General features: G+C 72.9%; 21 protein-coding genes, 1 other RNA gene and 1 pseudogene. 11 read left to right on the top strand and 12 right to left on the bottom strand.

The features are described from left to right. Positions 1-24: 24 nt before the first annotated feature. Positions 25-1,218, top strand: coding sequence for a lipid-transfer protein (locus ACFWJW_RS12550; protein WP_387238748.1), 1,194 nt, complete (start codon positions 25-27; stop codon positions 1,216-1,218). Positions 1,219-1,572: 354 nt separating this feature from the next. Further along, on the top strand, positions 1,573-3,021 hold the full coding sequence (locus ACFWJW_RS12545; RefSeq protein ID WP_387238746.1) for an MFS transporter: 1,449 nt from the start codon (positions 1,573-1,575) through the stop codon (positions 3,019-3,021). Between the two features lie 265 nt (positions 3,022-3,286). On the opposite strand, the gene ACFWJW_RS12540 is transcribed toward ACFWJW_RS12545, so the two are convergent. The 4 genes from ACFWJW_RS12540 to ACFWJW_RS12525 are packed head-to-tail and all read right to left on the bottom strand — an operon-like array spanning position 3,287 to position 7,142. Beyond that, positions 3,287-3,892 (bottom strand): response regulator, encoded by a 606-nt coding sequence (locus tag ACFWJW_RS12540; RefSeq protein WP_387238743.1) that lies wholly within the window; start codon positions 3,890-3,892, stop codon positions 3,287-3,289. Continuing rightward, the gene (locus ACFWJW_RS12535) at positions 3,889-5,424 is read right to left on the bottom strand and encodes a sensor histidine kinase (protein ID WP_387238740.1); all 1,536 of its coding nucleotides are present in this window, start codon (positions 5,422-5,424) and stop codon (positions 3,889-3,891) included. Before ACFWJW_RS12535 ends, ACFWJW_RS12540 begins: the two co-directional genes overlap by 4 nt. A gap of 6 nt (positions 5,425-5,430) precedes the next feature. Further along, positions 5,431-6,159 carry an ABC transporter permease gene (locus tag ACFWJW_RS12530; protein WP_387238737.1) on the bottom strand — a complete coding sequence of 243 codons (729 nt, stop codon included), beginning with the start codon at positions 6,157-6,159 and terminating at the stop codon, positions 5,431-5,433. Further along, positions 6,159-7,142 carry an ABC transporter ATP-binding protein gene (locus tag ACFWJW_RS12525; RefSeq protein ID WP_387238734.1) on the bottom strand — a complete coding sequence of 328 codons (984 nt, stop codon included), beginning with the start codon at positions 7,140-7,142 and terminating at the stop codon, positions 6,159-6,161. Before ACFWJW_RS12525 ends, ACFWJW_RS12530 begins: the two co-directional genes overlap by 1 nt. Positions 7,143-7,519: 377 nt before the next feature. Here ACFWJW_RS12525 and ACFWJW_RS12520 point away from each other — a divergent pair, with 377 nt between their 5' ends. From ACFWJW_RS12520 to ACFWJW_RS12510, 3 genes are all read left to right on the top strand, one after another. Continuing rightward, positions 7,520-8,395 carry a MaoC/PaaZ C-terminal domain-containing protein gene (locus ACFWJW_RS12520; RefSeq protein ID WP_387238731.1) on the top strand — a complete coding sequence of 292 codons (876 nt, stop codon included), beginning with the start codon at positions 7,520-7,522 and terminating at the stop codon, positions 8,393-8,395. Between the two features lie 69 nt (positions 8,396-8,464). Beyond that, a complete protein-coding gene (locus tag ACFWJW_RS12515) occupies positions 8,465-9,541 on the top strand; it encodes a Zn-dependent alcohol dehydrogenase (protein ID WP_387238729.1) in 1,077 nt (358 codons plus the stop codon). A gap of 68 nt (positions 9,542-9,609) precedes the next feature. Continuing rightward, positions 9,610-10,551, top strand: coding sequence for a 3-oxoacyl-ACP reductase (locus ACFWJW_RS12510; RefSeq protein WP_387238726.1), 942 nt, complete (start codon positions 9,610-9,612; stop codon positions 10,549-10,551). A 114-nt stretch (positions 10,552-10,665) separates the two neighbouring features. On the opposite strand, the gene ACFWJW_RS12505 is transcribed toward ACFWJW_RS12510, so the two are convergent. Next, positions 10,666-10,833, bottom strand: a complete 168-nt coding sequence (locus ACFWJW_RS12505) for a hypothetical protein (RefSeq protein WP_167539201.1) — start codon at positions 10,831-10,833, stop codon at positions 10,666-10,668. A gap of 98 nt (positions 10,834-10,931) precedes the next feature. Further along, entirely contained in the window at positions 10,932-12,518 is a 1,587-nt protein-coding gene (locus ACFWJW_RS12500) for a hypothetical protein (protein WP_387238723.1), read from the bottom strand. A gap of 285 nt (positions 12,519-12,803) precedes the next feature. Here ACFWJW_RS12500 and ACFWJW_RS12495 point away from each other — a divergent pair, with 285 nt between their 5' ends. The 3 genes from ACFWJW_RS12495 to ACFWJW_RS12485 are packed head-to-tail and all read left to right on the top strand — an operon-like array spanning position 12,804 to position 15,610. After that, positions 12,804-13,670, top strand: a complete 867-nt coding sequence (locus tag ACFWJW_RS12495) for a Nif3-like dinuclear metal center hexameric protein (RefSeq protein ID WP_387238720.1) — start codon at positions 12,804-12,806, stop codon at positions 13,668-13,670. Next, the gene (locus ACFWJW_RS12490; RefSeq protein ID WP_387238985.1) at positions 13,667-14,410 is read left to right on the top strand and encodes a zinc ribbon domain-containing protein; all 744 of its coding nucleotides are present in this window, start codon (positions 13,667-13,669) and stop codon (positions 14,408-14,410) included. The genes ACFWJW_RS12495 and ACFWJW_RS12490 overlap by 4 nt, the downstream gene beginning before the upstream one ends. A 3-nt stretch (positions 14,411-14,413) precedes the next feature. Continuing rightward, positions 14,414-15,610, top strand: a complete 1,197-nt coding sequence (locus tag ACFWJW_RS12485) for a bifunctional RNase H/acid phosphatase (protein ID WP_387238716.1) — start codon at positions 14,414-14,416, stop codon at positions 15,608-15,610. A gap of 98 nt (positions 15,611-15,708) precedes the next feature. On the opposite strand, the gene eda is transcribed toward ACFWJW_RS12485, so the two are convergent. Continuing rightward, positions 15,709-16,368: a bifunctional 4-hydroxy-2-oxoglutarate aldolase/2-dehydro-3-deoxy-phosphogluconate aldolase gene (gene eda / locus ACFWJW_RS12480; protein WP_387238713.1), complete on the bottom strand. Its 660-nt coding sequence runs from the start codon at positions 16,366-16,368 to the stop codon at positions 15,709-15,711. Positions 16,369-16,448: 80 nt separating this feature from the next. Then, positions 16,449-17,246 (bottom strand): peroxide stress protein YaaA, encoded by a 798-nt coding sequence (yaaA, locus tag ACFWJW_RS12475; protein WP_387238710.1) that lies wholly within the window; start codon positions 17,244-17,246, stop codon positions 16,449-16,451. 170 nt (positions 17,247-17,416) lie between these two features. On the opposite strand from yaaA, the gene ACFWJW_RS12470 reads away from it, so the two are divergent. Further along, positions 17,417-18,922, top strand: coding sequence for an RNB domain-containing ribonuclease (locus tag ACFWJW_RS12470; RefSeq protein WP_387238708.1), 1,506 nt, complete (start codon positions 17,417-17,419; stop codon positions 18,920-18,922). On the opposite strand, the gene ACFWJW_RS12465 is transcribed toward ACFWJW_RS12470, so the two are convergent. After that, complete coding sequence (locus ACFWJW_RS12465; protein ID WP_387238705.1) at positions 18,909-19,625, bottom strand: hypothetical protein; 717 nt, start codon at positions 19,623-19,625, stop codon at positions 18,909-18,911. The two genes, ACFWJW_RS12470 and ACFWJW_RS12465, sit on opposite strands and share 14 nt — an antisense overlap. Further along, positions 19,622-20,434 carry a MerR family transcriptional regulator gene (locus ACFWJW_RS12460; protein WP_387238702.1) on the bottom strand — a complete coding sequence of 271 codons (813 nt, stop codon included), beginning with the start codon at positions 20,432-20,434 and terminating at the stop codon, positions 19,622-19,624. Before ACFWJW_RS12460 ends, ACFWJW_RS12465 begins: the two co-directional genes overlap by 4 nt. A 121-nt stretch (positions 20,435-20,555) precedes the next feature. Here ACFWJW_RS12460 and rnpB point away from each other — a divergent pair. After that, an RNA gene (gene rnpB / locus ACFWJW_RS12455) (RNase P RNA component class A) lies at positions 20,556-20,957 on the top strand. A gap of 151 nt (positions 20,958-21,108) precedes the next feature. On the opposite strand, the gene ACFWJW_RS12450 is transcribed toward rnpB, so the two are convergent. Continuing rightward, positions 21,109-21,444: a hypothetical protein gene (locus ACFWJW_RS12450; protein ID WP_387238699.1), complete on the bottom strand. Its 336-nt coding sequence runs from the start codon at positions 21,442-21,444 to the stop codon at positions 21,109-21,111. A 395-nt stretch (positions 21,445-21,839) separates the two neighbouring features. On the opposite strand from ACFWJW_RS12450, the pseudogene ACFWJW_RS12445 reads away from it, so the two are divergent. After that, positions 21,840-22,567: pseudogene (locus ACFWJW_RS12445) on the top strand (IS5 family transposase). Positions 22,568-22,735: 168 nt separating this feature from the next. On the opposite strand, the gene ACFWJW_RS12440 reads toward ACFWJW_RS12445, so the two are convergent. Next, complete coding sequence (locus ACFWJW_RS12440; protein ID WP_387238697.1) at positions 22,736-25,042, bottom strand: pentapeptide repeat-containing protein; 2,307 nt, start codon at positions 25,040-25,042, stop codon at positions 22,736-22,738. Positions 25,043-25,048 lie beyond the last annotated feature (6 nt).

Genomic DNA, 25,048 nt, shown 5'->3' with positions numbered 1-25,048 from the left:
TCGGCCACCTCCAGGAGGACACGTATGGCTGGCAAGGCGTACATCGTCGGCGTCGGGATGACCCGCTTCGAGAAGCCCGAGACCCGCGAGTGGCAGTACTGGGACATGGCGAAGGAGGCGGGCGGCACGGCGCTCGCGGACGCCGGGATCGGCTACGAGGCGGTCGAGCAGCTGCCGGTGGGCTACTGCTACCAGGCATCGACGGCCGGCCAGCGCGCCGCCTACGAACTGGGCCTGACCGGCATCCCCGTCTACAACGTCAACAACAACTGTGCGACCGGCTCGACCGCGCTGATGATGGCCCGCCAGTTCGTCGAGTCCGGCCTCAACGACTGCGTCCTGGCCCTGGGCTTCGAGAAGATGAAGCGGGGCGCGCTGGGCGGCGGCGCGGACGGCGGCGACTTCAGCACCTCGCCGGTGGCCCGCCACTACGGAGTGATGGCCGCCGCCCACGGCTTCGAGATGACCCCGCCCACCGCCCAGATCTTCGGCAACGCGGCCCGTGAGCACATGGAGCGCTACGGCACCACCGCCGAGCAGCTCGCCGCCGTCGGCGCCAAGAACCACCGCCACTCGGCCCACAACCCGAACGCCCAGTTCCAGGACGTCTACACGGTGGAGGAGGTCCTCGCCGCGAAGACCATCCACCGGCCGCTGACCAAGTTGCAGTGCTCGCCGACGTCCGACGGCGCGGCCGCGGCGGTGATCGCCTCCGAGCGGTTCGTGCGGGAACACGGGCTGGCCGACCGGGCGGTGGAGATCGTCGCGCAGGCCATGACGACGGACACCGAGGAGAGCTTCGCGTCCGGCTCCTGCATCGATGTCGTCGGCAAGCCGATGTCCCGGGCCGCGGCCCGGCAGGTGTACGCGGCCGGCGGCCTCGGCATCGAGGACGTGGACGTCATCGAGCTGCACGACTGCTTCTCGGTCAATGAGCTGCTGACCTATGAGGCGCTGGGCATGTGCGCGGACGGGGAGTCGGGGAAGCTGGTCGCCGACGGCGCCACGACCTACGGCGGCCGCTGGGTGGTCAATCCGTCCGGCGGCCTCATCTCCAAGGGGCACCCACTGGGTGCGACGGGCCTGGCCCAGGCCGCCGAACTGGTCTGGCAACTCCGCGGCACCGCAGGCGAACGCCAGGTCCCCGGCGCCCGGGTGGGCCTGACCCACAACATCGGCCTGGGCGGCGCCGCGGTGGTGACACTCCTACGGAGGTGAGGGGGCGGGGAGATAGGCGGGGGTAGGCGGGTCGGTGTGGGGACGTGGGCTGGGGCTGGGTGGTGCGTTGCTCGGCGCGGGGCTGGGTGGTGCGTCGCTGGGGGCAGTGGCTGGGAGCCGGGAGTCGGGAGTCAGGCGGTGCGCCGCTCACCGTGTTAACTCTCTTCGGTTGGTGGGTAGTTGGCCCAGTGGGGGCCCTCGCACCCCCTAGGGGCCCGCCACCCCCACCCCGTAAGGCCCCACCCCGAAAGCCTCGTCCCAGCCCCCACCCCCCTGCGACTTCCGGCCTAGGTCTTCTGGCAGGTGGCCCATGCACCGATATCCCGATGCGGGATTCATACGACGAATGCAAGCATGGTCGGCATGCCGCCGATAGCCACCTCCGCCACCCTGCCCAAGACCGCACGCCGGAGGACGGCCCCGCCGGCCTGGCTGGTGATGCTGCTGGTCTGCTCCGGGCAGTTCCTGGTCATCCTGGACGTCTCCGTCGTGAATGTGGCGCTGCCCGCCATGCGAACCGGTCTGGGCCTGAGCGAGCTCGGCCTCCAGTGGATCGTCAACGCCTACGTCATCACCTTCGCGGGCTTCATGCTGCTCGGTGGCCGGGCCGCCGATCTCTTCGGCCGTAAGCGGATCTTCGTCCTGGGGCTGGCGCTGTTCACGGTCGCGAGCCTCGGGGGCGGGCTGGCGCAGGAGCCCTGGCAGTTGATCGCGGCCCGTACGGTCCAGGGCATCGGCGCGGCCGTGCTCTCGCCCGCCACCCTCACCATTCTGACCACGTCGTTCCCGGCCGGACCGGCCCGTACCCGCGCCATCGCCACCTGGACGGCGGTGGGCGCGGGCGGTGGCGCGGTGGGCGGCCTGGTGGGCGGGACGCTCACCGAATTCCTGTCGTGGCGCTGGGTGTTGCTGATCAATGTGCCGATCGGGGCGCTGGTGCTGGGCGGCGCGGTGCTGTGGCTCACCGAGAGCCGGCAGGGTGTGGGCCGGCGGCTGGATGTGCCCGGCGCGCTGCTGGTGACGGCCGGGCTCGGGCTGGTGGCCTACGGGATCGTGCAGACCGAGACGGACGGCTGGGGGTCGCTGTCCGCGCTGCTGCCGCTGGGCGCCGGGCTGGTCGTGGTCGCGGTGTTCCTCGTCGTCGAGGCGCGCGCCAAGGCTCCGTTGATGCCGCTGGGGCTCTTCCGGCTGCGCTCGGTCTCGTCGGCGAACGGGGCGATGGTGCTGTCCGGCGCCGCGATGTTCTCCATGTGGTACTTCCTGTCCCTCTATGTGCAGAACGTGCTGGGCTACCGGCCGTTGGAGGCCGGGCTCTCCTTCATCCCGCACTCGCTGTCCATCGTCCTGGGCTCCAAGATCGCGCCACGGCTGATGAACCGGCTGGGCGCCAAGCCGCTGGCCATCGCCGGTGCGGTGATCTCCGCGTCCGGCATGGTCTGGCAGGGCACGATGGACGTCGACGGCACCTACCTCGGCACGATCCTCGGGCCCGGCATCCTGATGGCGCTGGGCGCGGGCCTGACCGCGACGCCGATCGCCTCCATCGCGACCTCCGGGGCCGACCCCGCCGACCAGGGCCTGGTCTCCGGCCTGATCAACACCTCCCGGCAAATGGGCGGCGCGCTGGGCCTGTCGGTGCTGTCCACGCTCGCCGCGGCCCGGATCGAGGCGGGCGAGGGCCCCAAGGCCCTGGCGGACGGCTACGGGCTGGCCTTCCAGGTCGGCTCGGTGGTCCTGCTCGGCAGCATCCTGCTGATGCTCGTCGCGCTGCCGCAGCGCCGGGCGGACGCCGCCCACGGCTGACGCTTGTCGGCGGTCCCGTCGCCTGGCTGGGCGGGCCGCGCCCGGTGGGCGCCCGGGCGCGGGGCCGGCGGGTGCTTCCTCCGCCGCGCTTCCCTCGTCGGGTGCTTCCCCCGCCAGGCACTTCCCCCAGCCGGGCGCTTCCCCGCTGGGTGCCCCCGGCCGGGTGCTTCCCGCCGGGTGCTTCCCGCCGGGCGCGCGTGTACGCGCCGGGCGTCGCGAGCTGGCGGGAACGGCCGTCGCGCGGAGGGGCCGGGCTGGGCGCGTCCTACAACCAGCCGTTCTGCCGTGCCGCCCGTACCGCTTCCATGCGGTTGCGGGTGCCGGTCTTGCCGATGGCCGCGGAGAGGTAGTTGCGGACGGTGGCCTGGGAGAGGTGGAGCCGGTCGGCGATGTCGGCGACCGTGGCGCCGTCCACGGCGGCGGTGAGGACATCGCGCTCCCGCTGGGTCAGCGGATTGGGGCCGGCGCTCAGTGCCGCCGCGGCGAGGCCGGGGTCGATGACCCGCTCGCCGGCCAGCACCCGGCGGATCGCCGCCGCGAGTTCCTCCACCGGGCCGTCCTTCACCAGGAAACCGGAGGCTCCGGCCTCCATGGCGCGGCGCAGATAGCCGGGGCGGCCGAAGGTCGTCACGATCAGCACCTTGCAGGCCGGCAGCTGTTCGCGCAGCTCGGCCGCGGCGTCCAGACCGCTCTGGCCGGGCAGTTCGATGTCCAGGAGGGCGATATCGGGGCGGGCTTCGAGGGCGGCGGCGACGATCCGGTCGCCCGCCGCGACCTGCGCCACGACCTGCATGTCCGCTTCCAGGTCGAGCAGCAGCGCCAGCGCGCCCCGCATCATTCCCTGGTCCTCCGCCAACAGGACCTTGATCACCTGGTCCACTCCTCCGTATCCGTCCCGTCGCCCGTGCCGACCGGGAGCTCGGCCGTGACCCGGAAGCCGTGCCGGCCGTCCGCGCCACTGTGCAGTGTCCCGCCCGCCGCGGCCAGGCGCTCGGCCAGCCCCTTCAGCCCGGTGCCCCCCACCGGCCCCGATCGGCCGGGTAGCCCCTGACGGCCGTCGTCACCGATGCCGCCCGCCGGGGCCGCGCCGCCGCTGCCGCTGCCGTCCGTACCGGATATCCCGTACGCCTCCCGGCCGTTGCCCGTCGCACGGCCGTCGTCCGTCTCCTGGCCGCCGTACGTCTCCGCGCCCCCATACGCACCCCGGCCCCCATACGCACCCCGGCCGCCATACGCCTCCCCGCCGCCCTTCTCCCCGTCGCCGCCGCGGCCGGGGCCACGGTCGCGGAGCCAGGCCAGGCCAGGGGACGCAGCAGCGCCGGGGCTCAGGGGACCGCGGCCGTCGTCCGTGATCGTCAGCCGTACCCGTTCCGCGTCGGCGTGGACCGCGATCTCGCAGCGGGTGGCGCCGCTGTGCCGGACGGTGTTGGTGACCCCCTCGCGGACCACCCAGCCCAGCAGGGCGCCTGCCTGCGGGGGCAGCGGCGGCCCGGCCTGCCGTACGACGGGCTCGATGCCGGCCGCCTCCAGCGCGGAGCGGGCCCGGTCCAGCTCGGTGGTCAGACTGCCCTCGCGGTAGCCGCTGACGGCCTCGCGGATCTCGGTCAGCGCCTGCCGGCCGACCGCCTCGATATCGGTGGCCTGGGCGAGTGCCGCGTCCAGATCGCGGGGTGCGAGCCGGCGGACCGCCTCGGCCTTGACGACCACTACGGACAGGGTGTGCCCCAGCAGGTCGTGCAGATCGCGGGAGAAGCGCAGCCGCTCCTTCTCGACGGCGCTGCGGGCCAGTTCCTGACGGGTGGTGTTCAGCTCCTGGATGGTGTCGAACAGGCTGAGGACCGTGGCCGTCACCATGCCGGACAGGAAGGTGCCGTAGCCGATGCCGAACGCGCCCCACGGGTCGTCGTCGTGCCAGCCGGTCAGATAGCCGGCCGCCCCGCTGAGCGTGATCAGCCAGAGCGCGAGCTTCTTGCCGCGCAGCGCCCGGACCGTGCCGGAGGCCAGCGACAGCAGCGGGAAGAACAGGAACCAGTTGCCGCCGAACCCGACCGCGACGGCGAAGGTGACGGCGGTCAGTGTCCCCAGGGCGTACAGGGGGCGGCGGGAGTCCCGCAGCCGCGGGTTGAAGGAGGTCCAGATCACGCTGATGTAGAGGGAGTTGAAGACGAGCAGCCCGAGACCGGCCAGCCAGGGGTTGCCCGACTTCCCCTGGATGATGTTGGAGAAGGCGCCCAGGCCCATCAGCAGCCAGGGCAGGAAGGCGTACTTGCCCGGCCCCTGGCCCGGCTTCCTGCCCAGCCGCCCGGGACGGCACGACTCGGTGCCGTCCGCGCCGCCGGGGCTCTTCTCGCCCGCGGTCCGTCGTTCCGTGTGCTGCACTGTCGCTTCCCAGGTCCGCGCCATCGCCGGTCACACCGTGCGTGCGGCCCGACGGTACGCGTACACCGCGTATCCGCCGAAGAGTGCCAGCCACAAGGCCAGCACCGCTACTGAGGCCAGGTCCGGTGCGCTGCCGTGGGTGACGCTCCGGCCGAGCTCCGCGAAGCGGTTGCCGGGCGTCCACCCGGACAGCGAGCGGAGCCAGTCGGGGAACAGCACGGGCGGGAACCACAGACCGCCGATGATCGACAGCAGCAGCACACAGCCCGTGTTGACCACGCCGGTGGACTGCGCGGACAGGCGGTAGCCGTTGCCGAGACCGAGCAGCGTGAAGGGCGTGGTGCCGATCCAGAGCAGCCCGGCCAGCGCGGCCCACTGCCAGGCCGGCATCCGGACGCCGTTGACCAGGGCGCCCACCAGCAGTACGGCGGCGAGGGACGGCAGCACCGTCACCGAGCCGGTCAGCCCGCGGCCCACCACCACCCGGAGCGGGCTCAGCGGGGTGATGCGCAACTGGCGCAGCCAGCCCAGCTGCTTGTCCTCGGCGACACCGGTGCCCGTGCCGACCGCCGAACCCAGCGCGCCGTACGCGGCCATGCCGACCATCGAAGCGATCTTCCACTCCGGGTCGGCGCCGCCCGGACCCACGCCGATGTTGGTCATCAGCACATACATCAGCACCGGCATCCCGATACCGAAGATGACGAAGCCCCGGTCACGGAGGGTGCGGCGGACTTCGAGACGGAGGTAGTCGAGCATCACGCGCTCTCCTTCACGGGCCGGGCGCCGGCGGTGTGTGCCGGGGCGTCGGGGATGGCTTCGGCGGAGGTGAGCGCGAGGAACGCGTCCTCCAGGCTGGCGGGGGTGACCTGTAGTCCGCGGACGAGCCCGAGCCCGGCCAGCGCCAGGACCGTGGCGTCGGAGTCCGCCGTCCGCAGCCGCGCCCGGTCGCCGCGCACCTCCACGGCGCTCACGCCGGGCAGCCCGGACAGCGGCCCGGTGGCGGCACCCGCGAGGTCGAAGGAGACCTGCGAGCCGCCGGCCCGCCGCTTTATCGCGTCGCCGCTGCCGTCGGCGACCACCCGGCCGCGGTCGATCACCACGATCCGGTCGGCGTGCGCGTCGGCCTCCTCCAGATAGTGGGTGGAGAACAGGACGGTGTGGCCCCGGCGGGCATAGGCCCGCATCGAGCGCCAGAAGGCGCGGCGCGCCTCCACGTCCAGCGCCGCGGTCGGCTCGTCGAGCACCAGCAGCTCGGGGTTGCCGGCCAGCGCCACCGCGAAGCGGACCCGCTGGGCCTGCCCGCCGGACAGCCGGTCCACCCGCCGCCCGCCGAACCCGTCGAGGCCCGCCAGCTCCAGGGCCTCGGTGACGTCCATGGGGTGCGGGTAGGTGGCGGCGACGAAGGTGATCAGTTCGCGGACGGTGACCCGCGGGATGGCCTTGCCGTCCTGAAGCATGGCGCCCACCCGGCCGGCGCGCACCGCCGACTCCGGTGTGCCGCCGAACAGCCGGACCGTCCCCGTGCTGGGCGGCAGCAGCCCCAGCAGCATGTTGAGGGTGGTGGACTTCCCCGCGCCGTTGCGCCCGAGCAGCGCCACCGTCCCGCCCGCCGCGATCTCCAGGTCCAGTCCGTCCACGGCCCGCACCGCGCCATAACTCCGGGTCACCCCGGAGAATCCCACCGCCGTGGCGCCGCGCGCCCCTTCCGCCGTGCTGCCGGGCCTTGTCGTCCCTGCCATGCTCACCCCGCCTCTCGTCTGCTTGCCTTCGACGTTACGGAGCGTGATCGGCCTGCGTTAGAGGCGAATGTGGATGAACTCCTCTGACAAATGTCACGGTTCCGCGCATCGAAGGTGGGGATCGGCGCGGCGGAGGAGCCCGAGCCCGGGAGGCTCTCCGCCGTCCGCGGGACCTGATTCTGACAAGCCGTCAGAGGTCTTCCGGGTGTCGGACGGATCGGCTATACATGAGAGCCATCGGCTAGAACGCGTTCTAGAAGTGTGCCCTGTGCCCTGTCGGAGCGCGGCCGTGCCGACCAGATACGACCCCGGCGCGGTCGACGGTGCGGACGGCCGGGCCGGGGTCTTCCCCTCGTGGTGAAGGAGCAAGCAGCCCCATGCCCATCGACGCCGCCAAGGCCACCTCCGCCGAGCCGCGGACCACCGAACTCGCCTGGGACCACAAGGACGTCCAGCTCTACCACCTCGGCATCGGCGCCGGTGCGCCCACTCCGGAGAAGCCGCACCCCGCCACCGACCCGGACGAACTGCGCTACACCCTGGAGAGCGCCCTGCACGTCCTGCCCAGCTTCGCCACCGTCGCGGGCGGCGGGATGGCGCTCGCCGGCGGGCTCTCCGCGCCCGGCATCGAGGTCGACCTCGCCGCGGTCCTGCACGGCGGCCAGACCGTCACCGTGCACCGCCCCCTCCCGGTGAGCGGCCGGGCCACGCAGACCTCGTCCGTCCCCGCCGTGTACGACAAGGGCAAGGCCGCCGTCATCGTGCTGCGCTCCGAAGTGGCCGACGACGAGGGCCCCCTGTGGACCTGCGACACCCAGATCTTCGTCCGCGGCGAGGGCGGCTTCGGCGGCGAGCGCGGCCCCTCCGCCCGCCTCGAACTCCCCGACCGCGCCCCCGATCTGAGCACCGAACGTGAGGTCCGCCCGGACCAGGCGCTGCTCTACCGCCTCTCCGGCGACTGGAATCCGCTGCACGCCGACCCCGAGTTCGCCAAGCTCGCCGGCTTCGACCGGCCGATCCTGCACGGGCTGTGCACCTATGGGGTCACGCTCAAGGCCGTCGTCGACACGGTGCTCGGCGGCGAGGTCGCACGGGTGCGGTCCTACACGACCCGCTTCGCCGGTGTGGTCTTCCCCGGGGAGACGCTGCGCATCCACCAGTGGCGGGAGCCCGGCCGGGTCCTGGTGTCGGTCACCGCGGCCGACCGGGACGACGCGCCGGTGCTGGCCGACACCGTGGTGGAGCACAGCTGATCCGTCAGGCACGCCCCCGCCGGTCCGGACCGGGCCCGGACCGGCCGTCCGTACGAGAGGAGCCGTGACATGCGCGCAGCCGTACAGCACGAGACAGGGCAGGACAAGCTCGAAGTCCTCGACGACATCGAGGCGGTGGGGTTTGGCCCCGGCAAGGTCAAGATCCGCATCCGGGCGACCGGACTGTGCCACTCCGACCTCTCGGCGATGAACGGGGTACTGCCGCAGCCCGCGCCCTTCGTCCCCGGTCACGAGGGCGCCGGCGAGATCCTCGACGTGGGCGACGGCGTCACCGGCCTCGACCGGGGGGACCGCGTCCTGATGTGCTGGCTGCCCGCCTGCGGCAGCTGTCCGTCCTGCCGGCGCGGCCAGACCCATCTGTGCCTGGCCGGCTTCATGAACGCCGGCACCCCCAACTTCCGGCGCCCCGGCGGGGACGTCTTCGGCTTCGCCGGCACCGGCACCTTTGCCGAGGAGGTCGTGGTCGCCGCCAACTGCGCGGTCCCGATCCCGGACGACGTCCCGTACGAGATCGCCGCGCTGATCGGCTGCGGTGTCACCACCGGGCTCGGAGCCGCCCTCAACACGGCCAAGGTGGAGGCCGCTTCCTCGGTCGCGGTGATCGGCTGCGGCGGCGTCGGCATCTCCGTCATCCAGGGGGCGAGGGCCAGCGGCGCGGCCGAGATCATCGCCGTCGACCCGGTGCCCGCCCGCCGGGAGGCCGCGCTCCGCTTCGGCGCGACCGAGGCCGTCGCCCCGGAGGAGTTCGCCGACGCCAAGGCCCGGATCACCGCGGGGGAGGGCTTCGACTACGTCTTCGAGGTGGTCGGCAAGTCCGCCACCGCCCGCACCGCCTACGAGATGACCCGGCGCGGCGGCACCCTGTGCGTGGTCGGCGCGGGCGCCATGGACGACACCTTCCAGGTCAATATGTTCGAGCTGTTCTTCGACGAGAAGCGGATCCTGCCGTCCCTGTACGGCGGCGCGGATGTGCTGCGCTCCTACGAGCGCGCCATCGCCCTGTGGCGGGCCAGCCGGATCGACCTGGAAGGACTGATCACCCATCGCGTCCAGCTCGCCGAGATCAACGACGCACTCGACCAGATGCGCTCCGGCACCGCGCTGCGCACCTGTATAGCGCTCTGACGCCCACCGTTCACCCCTCGCAGCGCACCGCACCGCACCGCGTGCCGCGACCACTGGAGAGGACAGGAATGGCACAGCCACTGGAGGGCCTGACCGCGATCGTCACCGGCGCCGGGCGCGGTCTGGGCCGCGCCGAGGCCCTCGAACTCGCCCGTCTCGGCGCCCGGGTCGTGGTCAACGACTACGGGCAGCCGGGCCGCGACGGTTCCGGCGAAGCCTCCTCGGCGCCCGCCGAGGACGTCGTCGCCGAGATCCGTGCGGCGGGCGGCACCGCCGTCGCCCACCTCGGTGATGTCGCCGACCACGCCCAGGCCCGCGCCCTGGTGCGGCTGGCGGTCGAGACCTACGGGCAGCTCGACATCCTGGTCAACAACGCGGGCATTCTGCGCGACCGGATGGTGTTCTCGATGACCGAGGACGAGTGGGACGCGGTCATCCGCGTGCACCTCAAGGGCCACTTCAACACCACCCACTTCGCCGCCGCCCACTGGCGCGAGCGCGCCAAGGCGGCCGGCGGCCCGGTCCACGGCCGGATCGTCAACACCTCCTCCGAGGCGTTCCTCGCGGGCTCGGCGGGGCAGCCCAACTACGCCGCGGCCAAGGGCGGCATCGTCGGCCTGACGACCTCCACGGCGCTGGCACTCGGCAAATACGGTGTGACCGCCAACGCGATCTGCCCGCGCGCCCGCACCCGTATGACCGAGGACGTGTTCGCCGGCTTCCAGGAGCCCGAGGACGGCGCCCTGGACCCGCTCGCGCCCGAACATGTCGCACCGCTCGTCGGCTATCTCGCCTCACCGGCCGCGGCCCGGGTCAACGGTCAGCTGCTGGTCGTCCACGGCGGCATGGTCGCCATCGCCGAACGCCCGCGGATCGCCGCCAAGTTCGACACCGCGAAGGACGTCTTCAGCTACGCGGAGCTCGATGACCTGCTGACGCCGTATTACGCACGGCGCCCGCCGGACGAGACCTTCGCGGCGGCCGAAGTGCTGGCCCTCAAGCGCGGCTGAACAAGGCCGCACAAGACGGAGTACGCACCACGGCCGTGGCCACCGCCCGCTGTCGAGCGGTGCGGCGGTCACGGCCGTGGTGCGGTCCGCCGGTCCGGGCGCGCCGGACCGGCGCTACGCGTCCTGCGTCTGCTTGTCCCGGCGGTGCCGGCCATGAGGGGTGGAGCCGGACTCCTCCGCGGCGGCCGGGCCACGGTGCCTGCCGGAGCTTGCGGCCTCGGCGGCCTGGGCGGATGCCTCCTGTGGGCGCGCCTGGGTCGTGTCGGTTCGGGCTTCGGACATGAAAAGAGTCACTCCGTCAGTTCGCTTACAGCTATACGCGTCGGGACCTCGCCCGACGCCCGCCACGGCTGCTCCCGAGCGGCACTGCCGGTGGCCGGTCAACCGGCTGCGCAGCCCCCGCCCGAAATTCTAACGGGGCCGGAAATCGCGCTCCACCGGGTCTGGCGGGCCGCCAGAGGTGCCTCTTGCAAGGGAACTGGCCTGCATGTTTGGGGATGTCCGGGGAGGCGCGCCGGTTCCGCGTCGGCGCCCTGGGGTTGTGCAGATGCTGTGGAGCGGTTGTCGGCATCCGCTGCATCCGGGACAATCTCCGCGCCGTTCCGGGTGCCGCCCCCGGCGCCGCTCCCGGAGGGCGACGCCTCATCCGGCTTCATGGCACCCTCCGGCTGTGCTGCCTCCTCCGGTTCTACGGGCTCCACCGGTTCCACGGGCTCCACCGGACGTGACGGTTCCACCGGCGGTGCCACGGGTCTCACGGGCGCCACAGGCGCCACCGGCCGTGCCGTCCCCGTCGAGCCCGCCGTCCCCGTCGGCCCCGCCATCCATGTCGGCGCCACCTGCCGCACCGGCCCCATAGGCCCCATGGGCCGCCCCGCCTCCCCAAGCCGCCCCGTCTCCCCAGGCCGCACCGGCTCCACCGACCCCACGGCCACCCGTTCCACCGGTGCCACCGGCTCCACCCCCAAAGCCCTCCGCGCCACCCCGCACGGCTCCGCCTCCGTCGCGTACGGGAGCAGCAGTTCGCCGTCCGCCGTCCACAGGCCGGTCCCCGCCAGCCAGCCCTCCGGTGCCGGGTACTGCCGCAACTGCCGCCCCGAGGGCCGCCAGACGCCCAGCCAGGTGCCGCTCGGCCCGGCCATCCGGAAGGCCACCGCACAGCTCTCCGGCGCCAGCATCTGCCCCGGTTGGACCGCGAACGGTGTGGCCGTCCCGTTGGTGGGCCGCAGGCACTCCGGGAAGCGCACCGGCCGGCTGCTGCCCAGTACGCCCCAGCCCAGCCGGTCGTGCCCCGGGGCGTCCGAGTGCACGAGCAGCAGCCCGCTGTCCGGATCGGCCAGCAGCAGCCGGTCGTTGCTCTCCTCGGTGATCTGTAGCAGCAGACCGGTTTCGCCGCCCCGTTCCAGGTCGACCACCACGGTCTTGGTCCGGCCGTCCAACTCCCGGTCCAGCGCCAGCAGTCGGCCGCCGCGGTCCAGCCACACACCACCCGTGCAGCGCCCCGGGATCCGGGTGACCGGCTCGGGCCCGTTCGCCCCGCCGTGCACCAGCCACAGCGTGGTGTACTCCGCCCCGGGCGCGAGGGCGTGCGCGCGGGTCCCGTCCGGGGCGGGCGGCAGCAGGGCCAGCCGGGGGGCTGCCACGGCGCCCAGCAGGAGTTCGCCCGTTCCGGGGCCCGTCGGGTAGAGCAGCGAGACGGCGAAGCGGTCGGCGACCCGGCGCAGGATCAGCACCCGCCCGTCCGTGAGCGGCAGCAGGGCGCTGTCCGGCTCCTCGGGCTGGGTGCCCTGTAGTGGCACGGCGTACGGCTCGGGGCCGCTCAGCGTCCAGCGCTCCGGAAACCAGCTTCCGGCGGCGTCGTCGTGCCGGGCGAGCCGGGCGGCGTACGAGCCGTCGGCGGCGATCGTCAGGCGCCCGGCGAGCGGGCCGGCCGGCGCCATGGTGTCCTCAGTGGCACAGATCGTCATCGAGTGGTCACCTCCAGTCGGCAACCGAAGCTAGTTTTCGTACTCCCGGCCGAACGCCGCAAGTTGTGGTACTTCACGCGTAAGGGTGGCAGTTGTCCGGTTCGCCGGTACCGGGCGCCGTGGTTGTGCTCCGGGTTCCCGCCCCGGGGCCGGTGCGGGCGGGCACGGGGCCGTGCGGGCGGGCGCGAGGCCGTGCGTTCCCGCGTTCCCCTAGGGGGAAGGTGGTGGAGGGGCAGGGGCGGAGGACCCGACGCCAAGTCACGGCCGGGAGGTAACCTTCCATCCGTGCCCGTACTGTCTGAAGTCCTCACCGCGCTCGACGCCCTCTGGCCCCCCGAGCGGGCCGAAGGGTGGGACGCCGTCGGCACGGTCTGCGGAGACCCCGGCGCGGAGGTCCGCCGTGTGCTGTTCGCCGTCGACCCGGTCCAGGAGATCGTCGACGAGGCGGTGACGCTCGGCGCCGACCTCCTCGTCACCCACCACCCGCTCTATCTGCGCGGTACGACGACGGTCGCGGCCGACACCTTCAAGGGCAAGGTCGTGCACACCCTCATCAAGCAGGACATCGCCCTGTATGTCGCGCACACCAACGCCGACACCGCCGACCCCGGTGTCTCCGACGCCCTGGCCGGTGCCCTGGACCTGCGCATCGTCGGCCCCCTCGTCCCGGACCCGAGCGATCCGGCGGGCCGCCGGGGCCTGGGCCGGATCTGCGAGCTGCCGCATCCGATGACGCTGGCCGAGCTCGCCGCCCACGCCGCCGAGCGGCTGCCCGCCACCGCGCAGGGCATCCGGGCGGCCGGCGACCCGGACCGTGAGATCCGGACCCTCGCCGTCTCCGGCGGCTCCGGCGACAGTCTCTTCGATGACGTACGGGCGGCCGGTGTGGATGCGTTCCTCACCGCCGACCTGCGTCACCACCCGGCCTCCGAGGCCACCCAGAAGAGCCCGCTGGCGCTGCTCGACGCCGCCCACTGGGCCACCGAATGGCCGTGGTGCGAGCAGGCCGCGGCCCAGCTCGACGCGGTCTCCGACCGGCACGACTGGGGCCTGCGCACGCATGTCTCCCGTACGGTCACCGATCCCTGGACCGCCCACGCGGCGTCCACCCGACTCGTCACCCCGACGCACACCACAGGAGCCCCACGCTGAACGCCGCGCCCGCCGACCAGATCCGCCTCCTCGACGTCCAGGCCCTGGACGTGAGGCTCACCCAGCTCACCCACCGGCGCAACAACCTCCCCGAGCTGGCCGAGCTTCAGACCCTGGAGGCCGACCTCATCCAGCAGCGCGACCTGCTCGTCGCCGCGCAGACCGAGGAGAGCGACACCAGCCGCGAGCAGACCAAGGCCGAGCAGGACGTGGACCAGGTGCGCCAGCGCGCCGCCCGCGACCAGAAGCGCCTGGACTCCGGTGCCGTCACCTCCCCCAAGGACCTGGAGAACCTCCAGCGCGAACTGGCCTCGCTGGCCAAGCGCCAGGCCGACCTGGAGGACGTCGTCCTGGAGGTCATGGAGCGCCGGGAGGCCGCCCAGGAGCGGGTCACCGAGCTCACCTCCCGGGTCGAGGCCATCCAGGCCAAGGTCGACGACGCCACCACGCGCCGGGACGCGGCGTACTCCGAGATCGACGCCGAGCGCGCGACGGTCTCCAAGGAGCGCGAGCTGACCGTCGCCGACATCCCGGCCGATCTGCTCAAGCTCTACGACAAGATCCGCGCGAAGGAGGGCGGCGTCGGCGCGGCCCGCCTCTACCAGCGCCGCTGCGAGGGCTGCCGGCTGGAGCTGAACATCACCGAGGTCAACGACGTGCGCGCGGCCGCCGCCGATGCGGTCCTGCGCTGCGAGAACTGCACCCGCATCCTGGTCCGTACGCCCGACTCGGGTCTCTAGGCCGTGGCACGCACGCTGATCGTCGAGGCGGACGGCGGCTCCCGGGGCAATCCGGGGCCGGCCGGTTACGGCGCGGTCGTCCTCGACCCGGAGACCGGCGAGGTGCTGGCCGAGGCCGCCGAGTTCATCGGCACCGCGACCAACAACGTCGCCGAGTACAAGGGGCTGGTGGCCGGCCTGCGGGCGGCGCACGCCCTCGATCCGCAGGCGTGCGTCCAAGTGCGGATGGACTCCAAGCTCGTCGTCGAGCAGATGTCCGGGCGCTGGCAGATCAAGCACCCGGACATGAAGCCGCTGGCCGCCGAGGCCAGGTCGGTCTTCCCGGCCGACCGGGTGACGTACGAGTGGATCCCGCGCGCGCAGAACAAGCACGCCGACCGGCTCGCCAACGAGGCGATGGACGCCGGAAAGATCGGCAAGCAGTGGGAACCGGGCAATTCCAGGGCGGCGCTCGCCACCGCCGCCGCGCCCGCCCGCAGTGCCGCCGCCCGCGCCGCCGACGAGGCCGTCGAATCGGCGGAGGCGGCGGACGCGGCACCGAGCGCCCCGGCGGCCGGCTGGGGCGCCCCCGACCTCGGTCCGCCCGCGACCTTCGTCCTGCTGCGGCACGGCGAGACCGCGCTGACCCCCGAGAAGCGGTTCTCCGGCAGCGGCGGCACCGACCCCGAGCTCTCCGCCGCCGGACGCCGGCAGGCCGAGGCGACCGCCGCCGCGCTCGCCGCCCGGGGCTCGATCCAGGCCGTCGTCAGCTCACCGCTGCGGCGCTGCCGGGAGACCGCCCAGACGGTCGCGGCCCGGCTCGGTCTGGAGGTCCGTATCGAGGAGGGGCTGCGCGAGACCGACTTCGGGGCCTGGGAGGGGCTGACCTTCGCCGAGGTGCGCGAGCGCTTCCCCGAGGACCTCGACGCCTGGCTCGGCTCCGCGAGGGTGGCGCCCACCGGAGGCGGTGAGTCCTTCGCGTCGGTCGCCCGCCGGGTCGCCGTCGCCCGGGACAAGCTCCTGGCCCGGTACGCGGGCAAGACGGTGCTGCTGGTCACGCATGTGACACCGGTCAAGATGCTGGTCCGGCTGGCGCTGGGCGCCCCGCCGGAGTCGCTGTTCCGGATGGAGCTCTCCGCGGCATCGCTCTCCGCCGTCGCGTACTTCTCCGACGGCAACGCCTCGGTGCGGCTGCTGAACGACACCTCCCATCTGCGGTAGCGGGGCGTTCCCGTAGGCCGCCAGGTACCCGCTGTATGCACACGGGCCCGGCACCCCGGACGACCGGGGCGCCGGGCCCGTGCGCGTACGCACCGCCGTCAGGCCGCCAACGCCGCCGCCTCCCGGGCGAGTTGGCGCACCCGGTCCCAGTCCTTCGCGGCCAGCGCGTCGGCCGGCAGCATCCAGGTGCCGCCGACGCAGCCGACATTGGACAGCGCCAGATAGGACGGCGCCGAATCCAGGCCGATCCCGCCGGTCGGGCAGAAGCGGGCCTGGGGGAGGGGCGAGGCCAGCGCGTGCAGATACGGCGTGCCGCCCGCCGCCTCCGCCGGGAAGAACTTCATCTCGGTGACGCCCTCGTCCAGCAGCGTCACCACCTCCGAGGCCGTCGAGACACCCGGCAGGAACGGCACCCCGGAGTCCTTCATCGCGCCCAGCAGCCGCGGCGACCAGCCGGGGCTCACCAGGAAGCGGGCGCCGGCCACCAGGGCGGCCGCCACCTGCCCCGGGGTGAGCAGGGTGCCCGCGCCGATCACCGCTTCGGGGACCTTCTCGGCGACGGCCCGGATCCCGTCGAGCGCCGCGGGCGTCCGCAGCGTCACCTCGATCGCGGGCAGCCCGCCGTCGACGAGGGCACGCGCGAGCGGTACGGCGTCGGCGGCGTCGTGCAGCACGACGACCGGGATGACGGGGGCGAGCCCGAGGACGGACGGGGCGGCGGGCCCGGGGGAGGAGGCGGCGCTGGTCACGTCGCTCATGGTGCGCCCGGGTGTCCACTCTCCGCAACGAGCGTTGCGCATAATGCAACGGGCGCGGGCGCGCGGGCCCCCGCCCCCGTCTACAGCTCCGTGACGATCACATCCACGGCCCACGCCTTGCCGCCCTTCGCGGGAGCCTGCGCCTCCACCGCGTAACCCAGCTCGCGCAGCGCCGCCACCAGCTCCGCCGGATCCGCCGGATCGAGCCCCGCGGACAGCAGATCCCGTACGAGCCGCCCCTTCGTCGCCTTGTTGAAGTGGCTGACCACCGTCCGCTTCTCCACACCGGCCACGGTCTTCGACTGGAGCACCCGCACCGTCGCGGTCCGCCCGGCCGGCTCGCCCTTGGGCTTCCACGCCGTCGCATACGCCGCGGACCGCAGGTCGAGCACCAGTCCCTCCCCGGCGGCGGCCGGCAGCACCTCGGCCATCGGCGCCCGCCAGTACGCGCCCAGCGCACCGAGGCCCGGCAGCTTCACGCCCATCGAGCAGCGGTACGACGGAATCCGGTCGCCGATCCGTACCGCCCCCCACAGCCCCGAGAACACCAGCAGCGACCGCTCGGCCCGCTTCCGCGCCGCCGCGTCCAGCGACGCCAGACCGAGCGCGTCGTAGAGCACCCCGGTGTAGATCTCCCCGGCCGGCCGGGTCCCCGCCGTCCGCAGCCCCGCGTTCTTGGCGATCTCGCCCTTGAGGCCGTCGCTGAGCCCGAGCACCTCCTGGGCCTTGGTCTCGTCCGCCGCGCACAGCTCGACGAGCTCCGCCAGCACCGTCTCGCGCGCCGCGGTCAGCCCCGGCAGCGACAGCGCCCCGGTGTCCAGCGGCGCCCCGGCCTCCGCGGAGGCTTTCCCTTCGGACGGCGGCAACAGCACGAGCACGGTGGTTCTCCTTCGCGGCGGTACGGGCGGGGGTGCGGCCCCGGGAAAGCGTAGGGCCTGCGGCGGGCGGGCGAAGACCGCGCCGGGAGCCCGGGGCCGGGGGCTCGCACCCGGGGCGGCCCCCCCCGCACGGCGCGCCGGGAGCGGCCACCCGCCATACGCTCGGTGTCATGCCCCGTCTCCATATGCATGTGACCGACGCAGCCGAGGCCCCGCTGCGTGTCGCGCTGCATGAGCTGCGCGGCAAGCTGGAGATCCCGGACCACTTCCCGCCCACGGCACAGGCCGAGGCGGAGAGCGCGGCCCGCGCCCCGCGGATCCCGGCCGCCGACGGCGCCGTGGCGACCGAGCACACCCTGGAGGACGCCACCGACCTCCCCCTCTTCACCCTCGACCCGCCCGGCACCCTCGACCTCGACCAGGCGGTGTTCCTGTCCCGCCGCCCGCCGCCGCCCGGATCGAAGGCCGGGGGCGGCTACCGCGTCCACTACGCCATCGCCGATGCCGCCTCCTTCGTCACGCCGGGCGGGGCCCTGGACGCCGAGGCACACCACCGGGTGACCACCCTCTACTTCCCCGACGAGCGGGTCCCGCTGCACCCGTACGTGCTGAGCGAGGGCGCCGCCAGCCTGCTGCCCGACCGGGACCGCCCGGCCGTCCTCTGGCAGCTCGATCTCGACGCGGACGGCGCCCTGACCAGCACCTCCGTCCGCCGCGCGCTGGTCCGCTCGCGGGCCAGACTGGACTACGCGGGCGTCCAGCGGATCCTCGACGACCGGACGGCCGAGGAACCCCTCGCCCTGCTGCGCGAGATCGGACGGCTGCGGGAGGAGCGGGAGGTCGCCCGGGGCGCGATATCCCTGAACGTCCCCGAGCAGGAGATCGTCGAGCACGACGGCCGCTACACCCTCGAATACCGCGCCCCGCTCCCGGCCTACGCCTGGAACGCGCAGATCTCCCTGCTCACCGGCATGGCCGCGGCCGAGCTGATGCTGGCCTCCGGCACCGGCATCCTCCGTACGCTGCCCACCGCCCCTGACGGCTCGGTCGCCCGGCTCCGGCTGACCGCCCGTGCGCTCGGCGTCGACTGGCCCCATCACACCTCGTACGCGGCGCTGATCCGCACCCTCGACCCGCGCCGCGCCACCCACGCCGCCTTCCTCCAGGAGTGCACCGCCCTGCTGCGCGGCGCCGGCTACACCGTCTTCGACGGCACCGCGCCCGCTGCCTCCGACGCCCTGCACGCCGCCGTCGCCGCCCCGTACGCGCACGCCACCGCGCCGCTGCGGCGCCTGGTCGACCGCTACACCTCCGAGCTGTGCCTGGCGGCCTCGGCCGGCGCCGCACCGCCCGACTGGGTCCGCACGGCGCTGCCCGCACTGCCCCGGGAGATGGAGCTGGGCACCCAGCGCGCCAACCAGGTGGAGCGGGCCTGTGTCGACCTCGTCGAGGCGGCCCTGCTGCGCGACCGGGTCGGCGAGATCTTCGAGGCCCTGGTCGTCGAGATCCAGGAGAAGGACCCCACCCACGGCACCGTCCACCTCTACGACCCGGCCGTCATCGGCACCGTCGAAACCGCCCCTGAAGGCCCCGCCCTCCCCCTCGGCCACCGCATCCCGGTCCGCCTCACCGAGGCCGAACCGGGTCATTACCCGGTCCGCTTCACTCCTGCCTGACGGGGGCCGCGCCTGCTTCGGGCGCCCCGGCGGCTTCAGTCGTCCCGCTTGCCTTCGACGCCCCACCCGCCTCCGGTGCCCCGCCCGCCCCCAGCGCCCCGGCCCGCGCCGCCATCCCTTCCCGTACCGCCGTCACCGCCGCCCGTGCCTCATCGGCGTGGAACCGCACCGTACGGACCGTCTCCCGCCGCCCCAACAGCCGGACGGCCACCACCGGTTCGGACAGTTCGACGGTGACCGAGGTCTGCCCCGCCACCGCCAGCTCGGCCACCTCGCCGCCGCCGTCCTTCTGCTGCTCCCGCACGAACCGGAGGTCGTAGCGCACCGAGGCGATCCGCTCCAGCGGTATCCGGATCTCCCGGCGCGCGCCGTCCCGCAGCCGCAGCTCCGCCGCCCCCAGCACATGCGGCCGGGTGACCGCCGCCGCCTGAAACCCCAGCACCGTCAGCACCGTGTACACATCGACGAACAGCATCACCTCGTGCACCACCGCCTTGCCGGCGAGCAGCACCCCGAACCCGGCCGTCTCCACCACACAGACGAACGTCAGCCCGTAGACGATCGCCGCCTGCGCCCCGGCATACCCCAGGGCCCGCTCACCCGGCGCCACCCCGATCCGCCGCCGGGCCACCCACCACGCCAGGCTCCTCAGCCACCGCCCCTCATGGGCGGCCAGCCGGCGCAGCGCGGTGCCCCGGCTCATCGCGCACGCTCCGCCACCAGCTGGAGCGCCCGGCGTACGGCACGGGCCTGCGCCGGTGCGAAGTGCGCGTAGTACGCCGCCAGGAAGCCGCCGTCCGTCTCCGCGCCCGGCCCGGCCGCCCGTGCCCAGTCCTCCCCGCTGACCTCCGCGATCATCGAGTCCGGAATGCAGTCGGCGAGCGCCTGCGCGGCCTCCGCCACCCGCGGGTCGTCCGTCCCGGCGTCCACCAGCGCATCGAGCAGCCCGTACACCTCGTACGCCCGCTCCATCGCCCCCGGCGCCGCGGTCGCCTCCCCGAGCAGCTCCACCATCCGCTTGTTCCCCTCCTCGCCCGCCATCGATTCGAGCAGCGCCAGCACCTCCCGCTCCTTCGACGCCATGGCGGGCTCCGGGCCCGGCCGCGCCGCCGAGGTACGTGCCATCTCGGCGAAGAGCGCCGCCAGTTCGTCCGACACGGGCCCCTCGGCGGGCAGCCCGCCGTGCTCCGCGGCCTGCCGGCGCACGGCGGCCAGCCGGGCCCGCCGCACCCGCAGCTCCTCCTCCTGCCGGGCCAGGTCCGCGTCCAGCTCGTCCAGCACCTCGTACAGCTCGCGCCCGGCGTCGTCGGCGAGGACGTCCCGCACCTCGTCCAGCCCGAGCCCCAGCTCCGTCAGCCGGCGCACCCGCGCGAGCGCGACCGCGTCCCGCAGTCCGTAGTCCCGGTATCCGTTGGCCCGGCGCTCCGGTTCGGGCAGCAGCCCGAGATGGTGGTAGTGGCGCACGGCACGGGTGCTGATCCCGATCAGACCTGCAAGCTCACCGATTCTCATGCGCTCAGTAGAAACGTTGCCGCTGCGACAAGGTCAAGCACGAACTGCCCCGCTCACGGCCCCGGTAACGGGCCTGGCAGGGACGGGTGCCCCCTACGGGTAGCATGGTCGGCACGGCGGACGAGCCGGCCGGACGGCCGCGTGGGGATCTCACGATCCTCCCGAGGAACGTCCGGGCTCCACAGGGCAGGGTGGTGGGTAACGCCCACCCGGGGTGACCCGCGGGACAGTGCCACAGAAAGCAAACCGCCGGAGGCTTCGGCCTCCGGTAAGGGTGAAACGGTGGTGTAAGAGACCACCAGCCTCCGAGGTGACTCGGAGGGCTAGGTAAACCCCACCCGGAGCAAGGTCAAGAGGGGGCATCGGCTGATGCCCCTGCGCGGACGACCGAGGGCTGCCCGCCCGAGTCCGCGGGTAGACCGCACGAGGCTGCCGGCAACGACAGCCCTAGATGGATGGCCGTCTCCCCCCGGCCCGCAAGGACCGGGGGCGACAGAACCCGGCGTACAGGCCGACTCGTCCGCCATTACGGCTCTGACCTGGGTAAATGTCATGGGTGGAGCCATTGTGCGTCCCGGTGGCCTTCCCTCCCTAGAGCATCGGGCCAGCCGCATGCGTAGGGGTGCCCTCTGTCTTGGCGAATTCGGCGCGTACGTACAGCGGCCGGACCCCGATCACGTACGCCAGGTAATCCCTCTGCGCGGACTCGATCGCTCGGGCGCCACGGCGCTCCATCGAAAGGCGCGCGCCAGGAACCTGGCGAGGCGGCTCCGGTCGGAGTCCCGTTCGACGCCGCGTGCCAGCACGCCCGGCCAGAACATCAGGAGGGGGAGCACGAGAACGCCGAAGAAGACCAGCATCGTGGCGACCCGTGTGAGCAGGACGGTGGTGTCCAGCCCGACTTCTTCCGGCGAGACGTCGAACTGGGCAAAGTAGCGGTCCACCGCCCAGTACTGGATCGCGGTGAGCAGTAGGCCGAGCAGCCCCGACATGGTGACGATTGCCTGCATGCGTCCTTGCTGCTGGGAGCGGCGCTCGGAGCCTGCTCGCCGGACTTCTGGGGTTCCGTGGCTGACATGATCGGATGGTGCGCTCCCGCATCCGCCCCGGGCAACTTGCCCAGATCAGTCGGCCTCTCGCGAGGGCGCCTGGGCGGTGGCCTACTCCACCAGCCAGGGCACGGCTGCCCCTCCTACAGCCGCTCTTGACCATGGGTGGGCGGCTTCGGCATCCTGAGCCGTTGTTTCGGCGATGGGGTTCGCTCCGACGAGGTCGCGTCGAAGACCGGCGGTGTCGCGGGAGCCGGTGCCCACAGGCTGGCACACCGGCGGCATGTTCAGAGAGGACAGCGACTCTGTGTGAGCGGTTCACGACCTCCATACAGGCAAGTTCTAGGCAGTTTCGTTTGGATCAGTCGGTCGTTGGTCCGGGTGTGCCGTTAACAGATGTGCAGTGGGCGCGAATTGAGCCGTTGCTTCCGGACCGGACGCCGAAGCGGGGTGGACGCTGGCGTGATCACCGGGAGGTGATCGACGCGATCGCCTTCAAGTTCCAGACCGGAACGCAGTGGGTCCACCTGCCGGAGAAATACGGAAACTGGAGAGGTGTCTACAACCGGCTGCGGATGTGGGCCCTGGACGGCACCTGGGAGCGAGTGTTCACCGCGCTGATGGCCCAGGCTGACGCGGACGAGTACCTGACCTGGGCCGTGTCGGTGGACTCCACGATCGTGCGGGCTCACCAGCACGCGGCCGGGGCCCGCAAAAAGGGGCCCCGGCCGGAGAACCGGCCGACCATGCCATCGGCCGGTCCCGCGGCGGGCTGAGCACGAAGATTCATCTCGCCGCAGATGCCCGCTGCTCACGCGCCATACGCGACCCCCTGCGCAAACGCGGCATCCTGACGGTGATCCCGGTTCCGGCGGATCAGCGCGGGCACCGGCTGCGACGGGGCAGCCGGGGCGGCAGGCCGCCGGCCTTCGACCGTGAGACCTACAAGCAGCGCAACACCGTCGAGCGGTGCATCAACCGCCTGAAGCAGTGGCGAGGCATCGCCACTCGCTACGAGAAGACCGCAACCATCTACCTGGCCGGACTCCACATCGTAGGCATCTTCCTCTGGTCAGCCCGATGATCCAAACGAAAGTCCCTAGCGACGACGCGCAGCGTGGACCCCGTCGGTGGTGGGAATGCCCCAGCCACCGACGGGGTCCAGGCGCGGGTCGACACCGCATCGCGCATCTCCCGGGCGACGCCCGGGCCGTGGCTCGACGTGACCACCCCCGCATGCAGCCGACGGTGGTCAGACCGGCGGGGTGAGGAACTCTTCCCAGGTCAGGAGTTCGGCGTCCACCTGCGAGCGGGGATAGCCGCTGGGTCCGACGGAGTCGGCGTCGAGCGCCGTCTCCAGGGCCGTCGTCGCTGCGAAGGCCACCTCCGGTTGCTGGGGCCGGTCGCGCAGCCGGACCAGGACGCAGCCGTAGACGGGCAGGTCCGTGGGCCCCGTGTAGACGCGCATGGTGGGGTAGGCGGCCGGGCGGGGCTGGACGGTCACGGTGCCCGCGGTGATCTCCCAGTAGTTCTCGGCGCTGATGGGAGCGTCGGTGGCGAGGGTGTAGTTCTGCTGCTTGAAGGCCGCGATGAGTTCGGAACCGGCCGTGGGGGCGTTGAGATACTGGGCGTCGGCGGCGGGCAGTTTGAAGAGGAAGCGCGCGGTGCTGTCGTCAAAGACGCGCAGTTCGCTGGGGCGGACCGTGACGCGGTAGACGCGGGGCGCGGCGGTGTTCGGGTCCTTGGAGTTGTCCAGGAAACGGGCTTGGACTTTCTGGACCTTGGCGCCGTCGCCGAGCGGCTGGCCTGCCGTGGTGAAGGCGTCAGCCAGCGCGTGCAGGTCTCCGGAGTCCAGGGAAGCCTGGGCGGCCGGGGGAAGTGCGAAGAGCGGGACGCCACGGCTTGTCGCGACGGCGGCGTCGACGAGCAGGGCCGAGCGGAGCGTGGTGTCACTGAAGTCGGCCCCGTGCAGCAGGGCTCCGGCGAGGGAGAAGGGCCGCTGGCCGTCTCCCGGCGCGGCGTGACAGCCGGGCAGCTTGGCCTGGATCAGGACGCAGTCGCTGAGGTCCGTACCGGAGAGGTACGACTGGGTCAGCCGGATCCCCTGGAGGTAGCCGCCCGCGAGCACGGCGCCGTCGAAGTCCACGTGGTCGACCGTGGCACCGGTCCCGAACCACTGGATGCCGTGCAGGTCGGCTCCCGCCAAGTTGGCGGCGGTTGCCCGGGTGCCCTCGCACACCGCGCCGCGCAGAACGGCGGGCCGTACCTGGTCGGTGAGGGCGTCGATGCCGGGGCCGCCGTCGTGGAGTTGCAGGGTGTAGCGCGCGATGCGCCAGCGGGTGCCCTTGAGCACGGAGACGACCTCGTCGTGCGGCGAGAGGGTGACGCCGTGCTTGGCGAAGGCCGCGACCACGTCATCCGGGGCGTACTTGGCGACATCGAGCTCTTGTGGTGTGACCGAGTCGAGGGTGAACAGGAACGCCTTGGCGCCGAGCCGGGCATTGGACAGGTCCGCACCCGACAGGTCGGCGTGGGCGAGGTTCGCTCCCGGGCCGTTGACGTTGCGCAGTGTCGCCTTGCTCAGGTCGGTGCCGACCGCGACGACCGCACTCAGGTCGGCCTTGTCGAGGGCCGAGCCGACGAGCTTGGCGTCCGAGAGGAGCGTTCCCGCGAGGTGGGCGCCGGTCAGGTTGCAGGCGGAAAGGGTCGCCGCGCGGAGGTCGGCGCCGGACAGGTTGGCGCCGGTGCAGTCGAGGAGGTGCCGATCGCCCGGAGCGGAACCGGGGCCCGAGCCGGCGGTGGTGCCGAGGACCGCGCCGCGGGCGTGGCTCTGCGCGAGCACGACATGGGCCGCGCTCCGCAGCTTGCCCCAGGAGACCGCTTCGAGCCGGGCACCGGTCAGGTCGGTGTCGTTCAGTACGGTGCCGTCGCAGTGGGTACCGGTCAAGGTGGTGCCGGCGAGCGTGGCGTGGCTCAGGTCGGCGGACGAAAGGTTGGCTCCGGTCAGGTCGCTGGAGGTGACATCCGCCCTGCTGAGGTCGACGCCGGAGAGGTCGGCACCGGCCAGAATCAGCTGCCGCAGATCGGCCTCCGCGGCGGACTTGGTGCGCCGGATGTCGTCGAGACCGGGGGTGACGGTCTGTGGGGCGAAGACACCCGAGGCGTCGTCCGTCATGGTGAGGAGCGGGGCCAGCTTGTCCACGCTGTAGGTGATTGCTTTGGCCCCTTGGGACGTCCGGACCTTCCATGTTGTGCCCAAGGGCGACCCGGACAGTTCGAAGACGGCCGCTTGGGTGGCGTTGTCCGTGAGGGTCAGCCAGCCAGTGTTCGTGTCCAGCCGGATCCACAGCAGGCCGGCGAGCCGGATCAGCGTTCCGCCGCCGTCGTCCTGATAAAGCGTCACCCGCTCGGCCGGTGTGACGTCCGTCGCTGCCATCCCCGGCACCGGGATCTTCTTCCCGCCGCTGCCGTGGACCTCGAACGTGGTCAGATAGACAGTGGAAGACCCTCCGGTGGAGGCGAAAAGCAGCTTGCCCGCGAACTGTCCGGGTCCTGGCATGGTGTG

Source organism: Streptomyces sp. NPDC127097, assembly GCF_042724075.1.
Classification (GTDB): Bacteria; Actinomycetota; Actinomycetes; order Streptomycetales; family Streptomycetaceae; genus Streptomyces.
The sequence above is the reverse complement of the archived record's forward strand: the minus strand, read 5'-3'. Positions and strand labels throughout refer to the sequence as shown.

What these genes read in the sequence shown, in the direction of transcription:
- ACFWJW_RS12550 (WP_387238748.1), top strand. Translation starts at nt 25, where the DNA reads ATGGCTGGCAAGGCGTACATCGTCGGCGTCGGGATGACCCGCTTCGAG.
- ACFWJW_RS12545 (WP_387238746.1), top strand. Translation starts at nt 1,573, where the DNA reads ATGGTCGGCATGCCGCCGATAGCCACCTCCGCCACCCTGCCCAAGACC.
- ACFWJW_RS12535 (WP_387238740.1), bottom strand. Translation starts at nt 5,424, where the DNA reads ATGGCGCGGACCTGGGAAGCGACAGTGCAGCACACGGAACGACGGACC.
- ACFWJW_RS12530 (WP_387238737.1), bottom strand. Translation starts at nt 6,159, where the DNA reads ATGCTCGACTACCTCCGTCTCGAAGTCCGCCGCACCCTCCGTGACCGG.
- ACFWJW_RS12525 (WP_387238734.1), bottom strand. Translation starts at nt 7,142, where the DNA reads ATGGCAGGGACGACAAGGCCCGGCAGCACGGCGGAAGGGGCGCGCGGC.
- ACFWJW_RS12520 (WP_387238731.1), top strand. Translation starts at nt 7,520, where the DNA reads ATGCCCATCGACGCCGCCAAGGCCACCTCCGCCGAGCCGCGGACCACC.
- ACFWJW_RS12515 (WP_387238729.1), top strand. Translation starts at nt 8,465, where the DNA reads ATGCGCGCAGCCGTACAGCACGAGACAGGGCAGGACAAGCTCGAAGTC.
- ACFWJW_RS12510 (WP_387238726.1), top strand. Translation starts at nt 9,610, where the DNA reads ATGGCACAGCCACTGGAGGGCCTGACCGCGATCGTCACCGGCGCCGGG.
- ACFWJW_RS12505 (WP_167539201.1), bottom strand. Translation starts at nt 10,833, where the DNA reads ATGTCCGAAGCCCGAACCGACACGACCCAGGCGCGCCCACAGGAGGCA.
- ACFWJW_RS12500 (WP_387238723.1), bottom strand. Translation starts at nt 12,518, where the DNA reads ATGACGATCTGTGCCACTGAGGACACCATGGCGCCGGCCGGCCCGCTC.
- eda (WP_387238713.1), bottom strand. Translation starts at nt 16,368, where the DNA reads ATGAGCGACGTGACCAGCGCCGCCTCCTCCCCCGGGCCCGCCGCCCCG.
- ACFWJW_RS12470 (WP_387238708.1), top strand. Translation starts at nt 17,417, where the DNA reads ATGCCCCGTCTCCATATGCATGTGACCGACGCAGCCGAGGCCCCGCTG.
- ACFWJW_RS12465 (WP_387238705.1), bottom strand. Translation starts at nt 19,625, where the DNA reads ATGAGCCGGGGCACCGCGCTGCGCCGGCTGGCCGCCCATGAGGGGCGG.
- ACFWJW_RS12460 (WP_387238702.1), bottom strand. Translation starts at nt 20,434, where the DNA reads ATGAGAATCGGTGAGCTTGCAGGTCTGATCGGGATCAGCACCCGTGCC.
- ACFWJW_RS12450 (WP_387238699.1), bottom strand. Translation starts at nt 21,444, where the DNA reads ATGCAGGCAATCGTCACCATGTCGGGGCTGCTCGGCCTACTGCTCACC.
- ACFWJW_RS12440 (WP_387238697.1), bottom strand. Translation starts at nt 25,042, where the DNA reads ATGCCAGGACCCGGACAGTTCGCGGGCAAGCTGCTTTTCGCCTCCACC.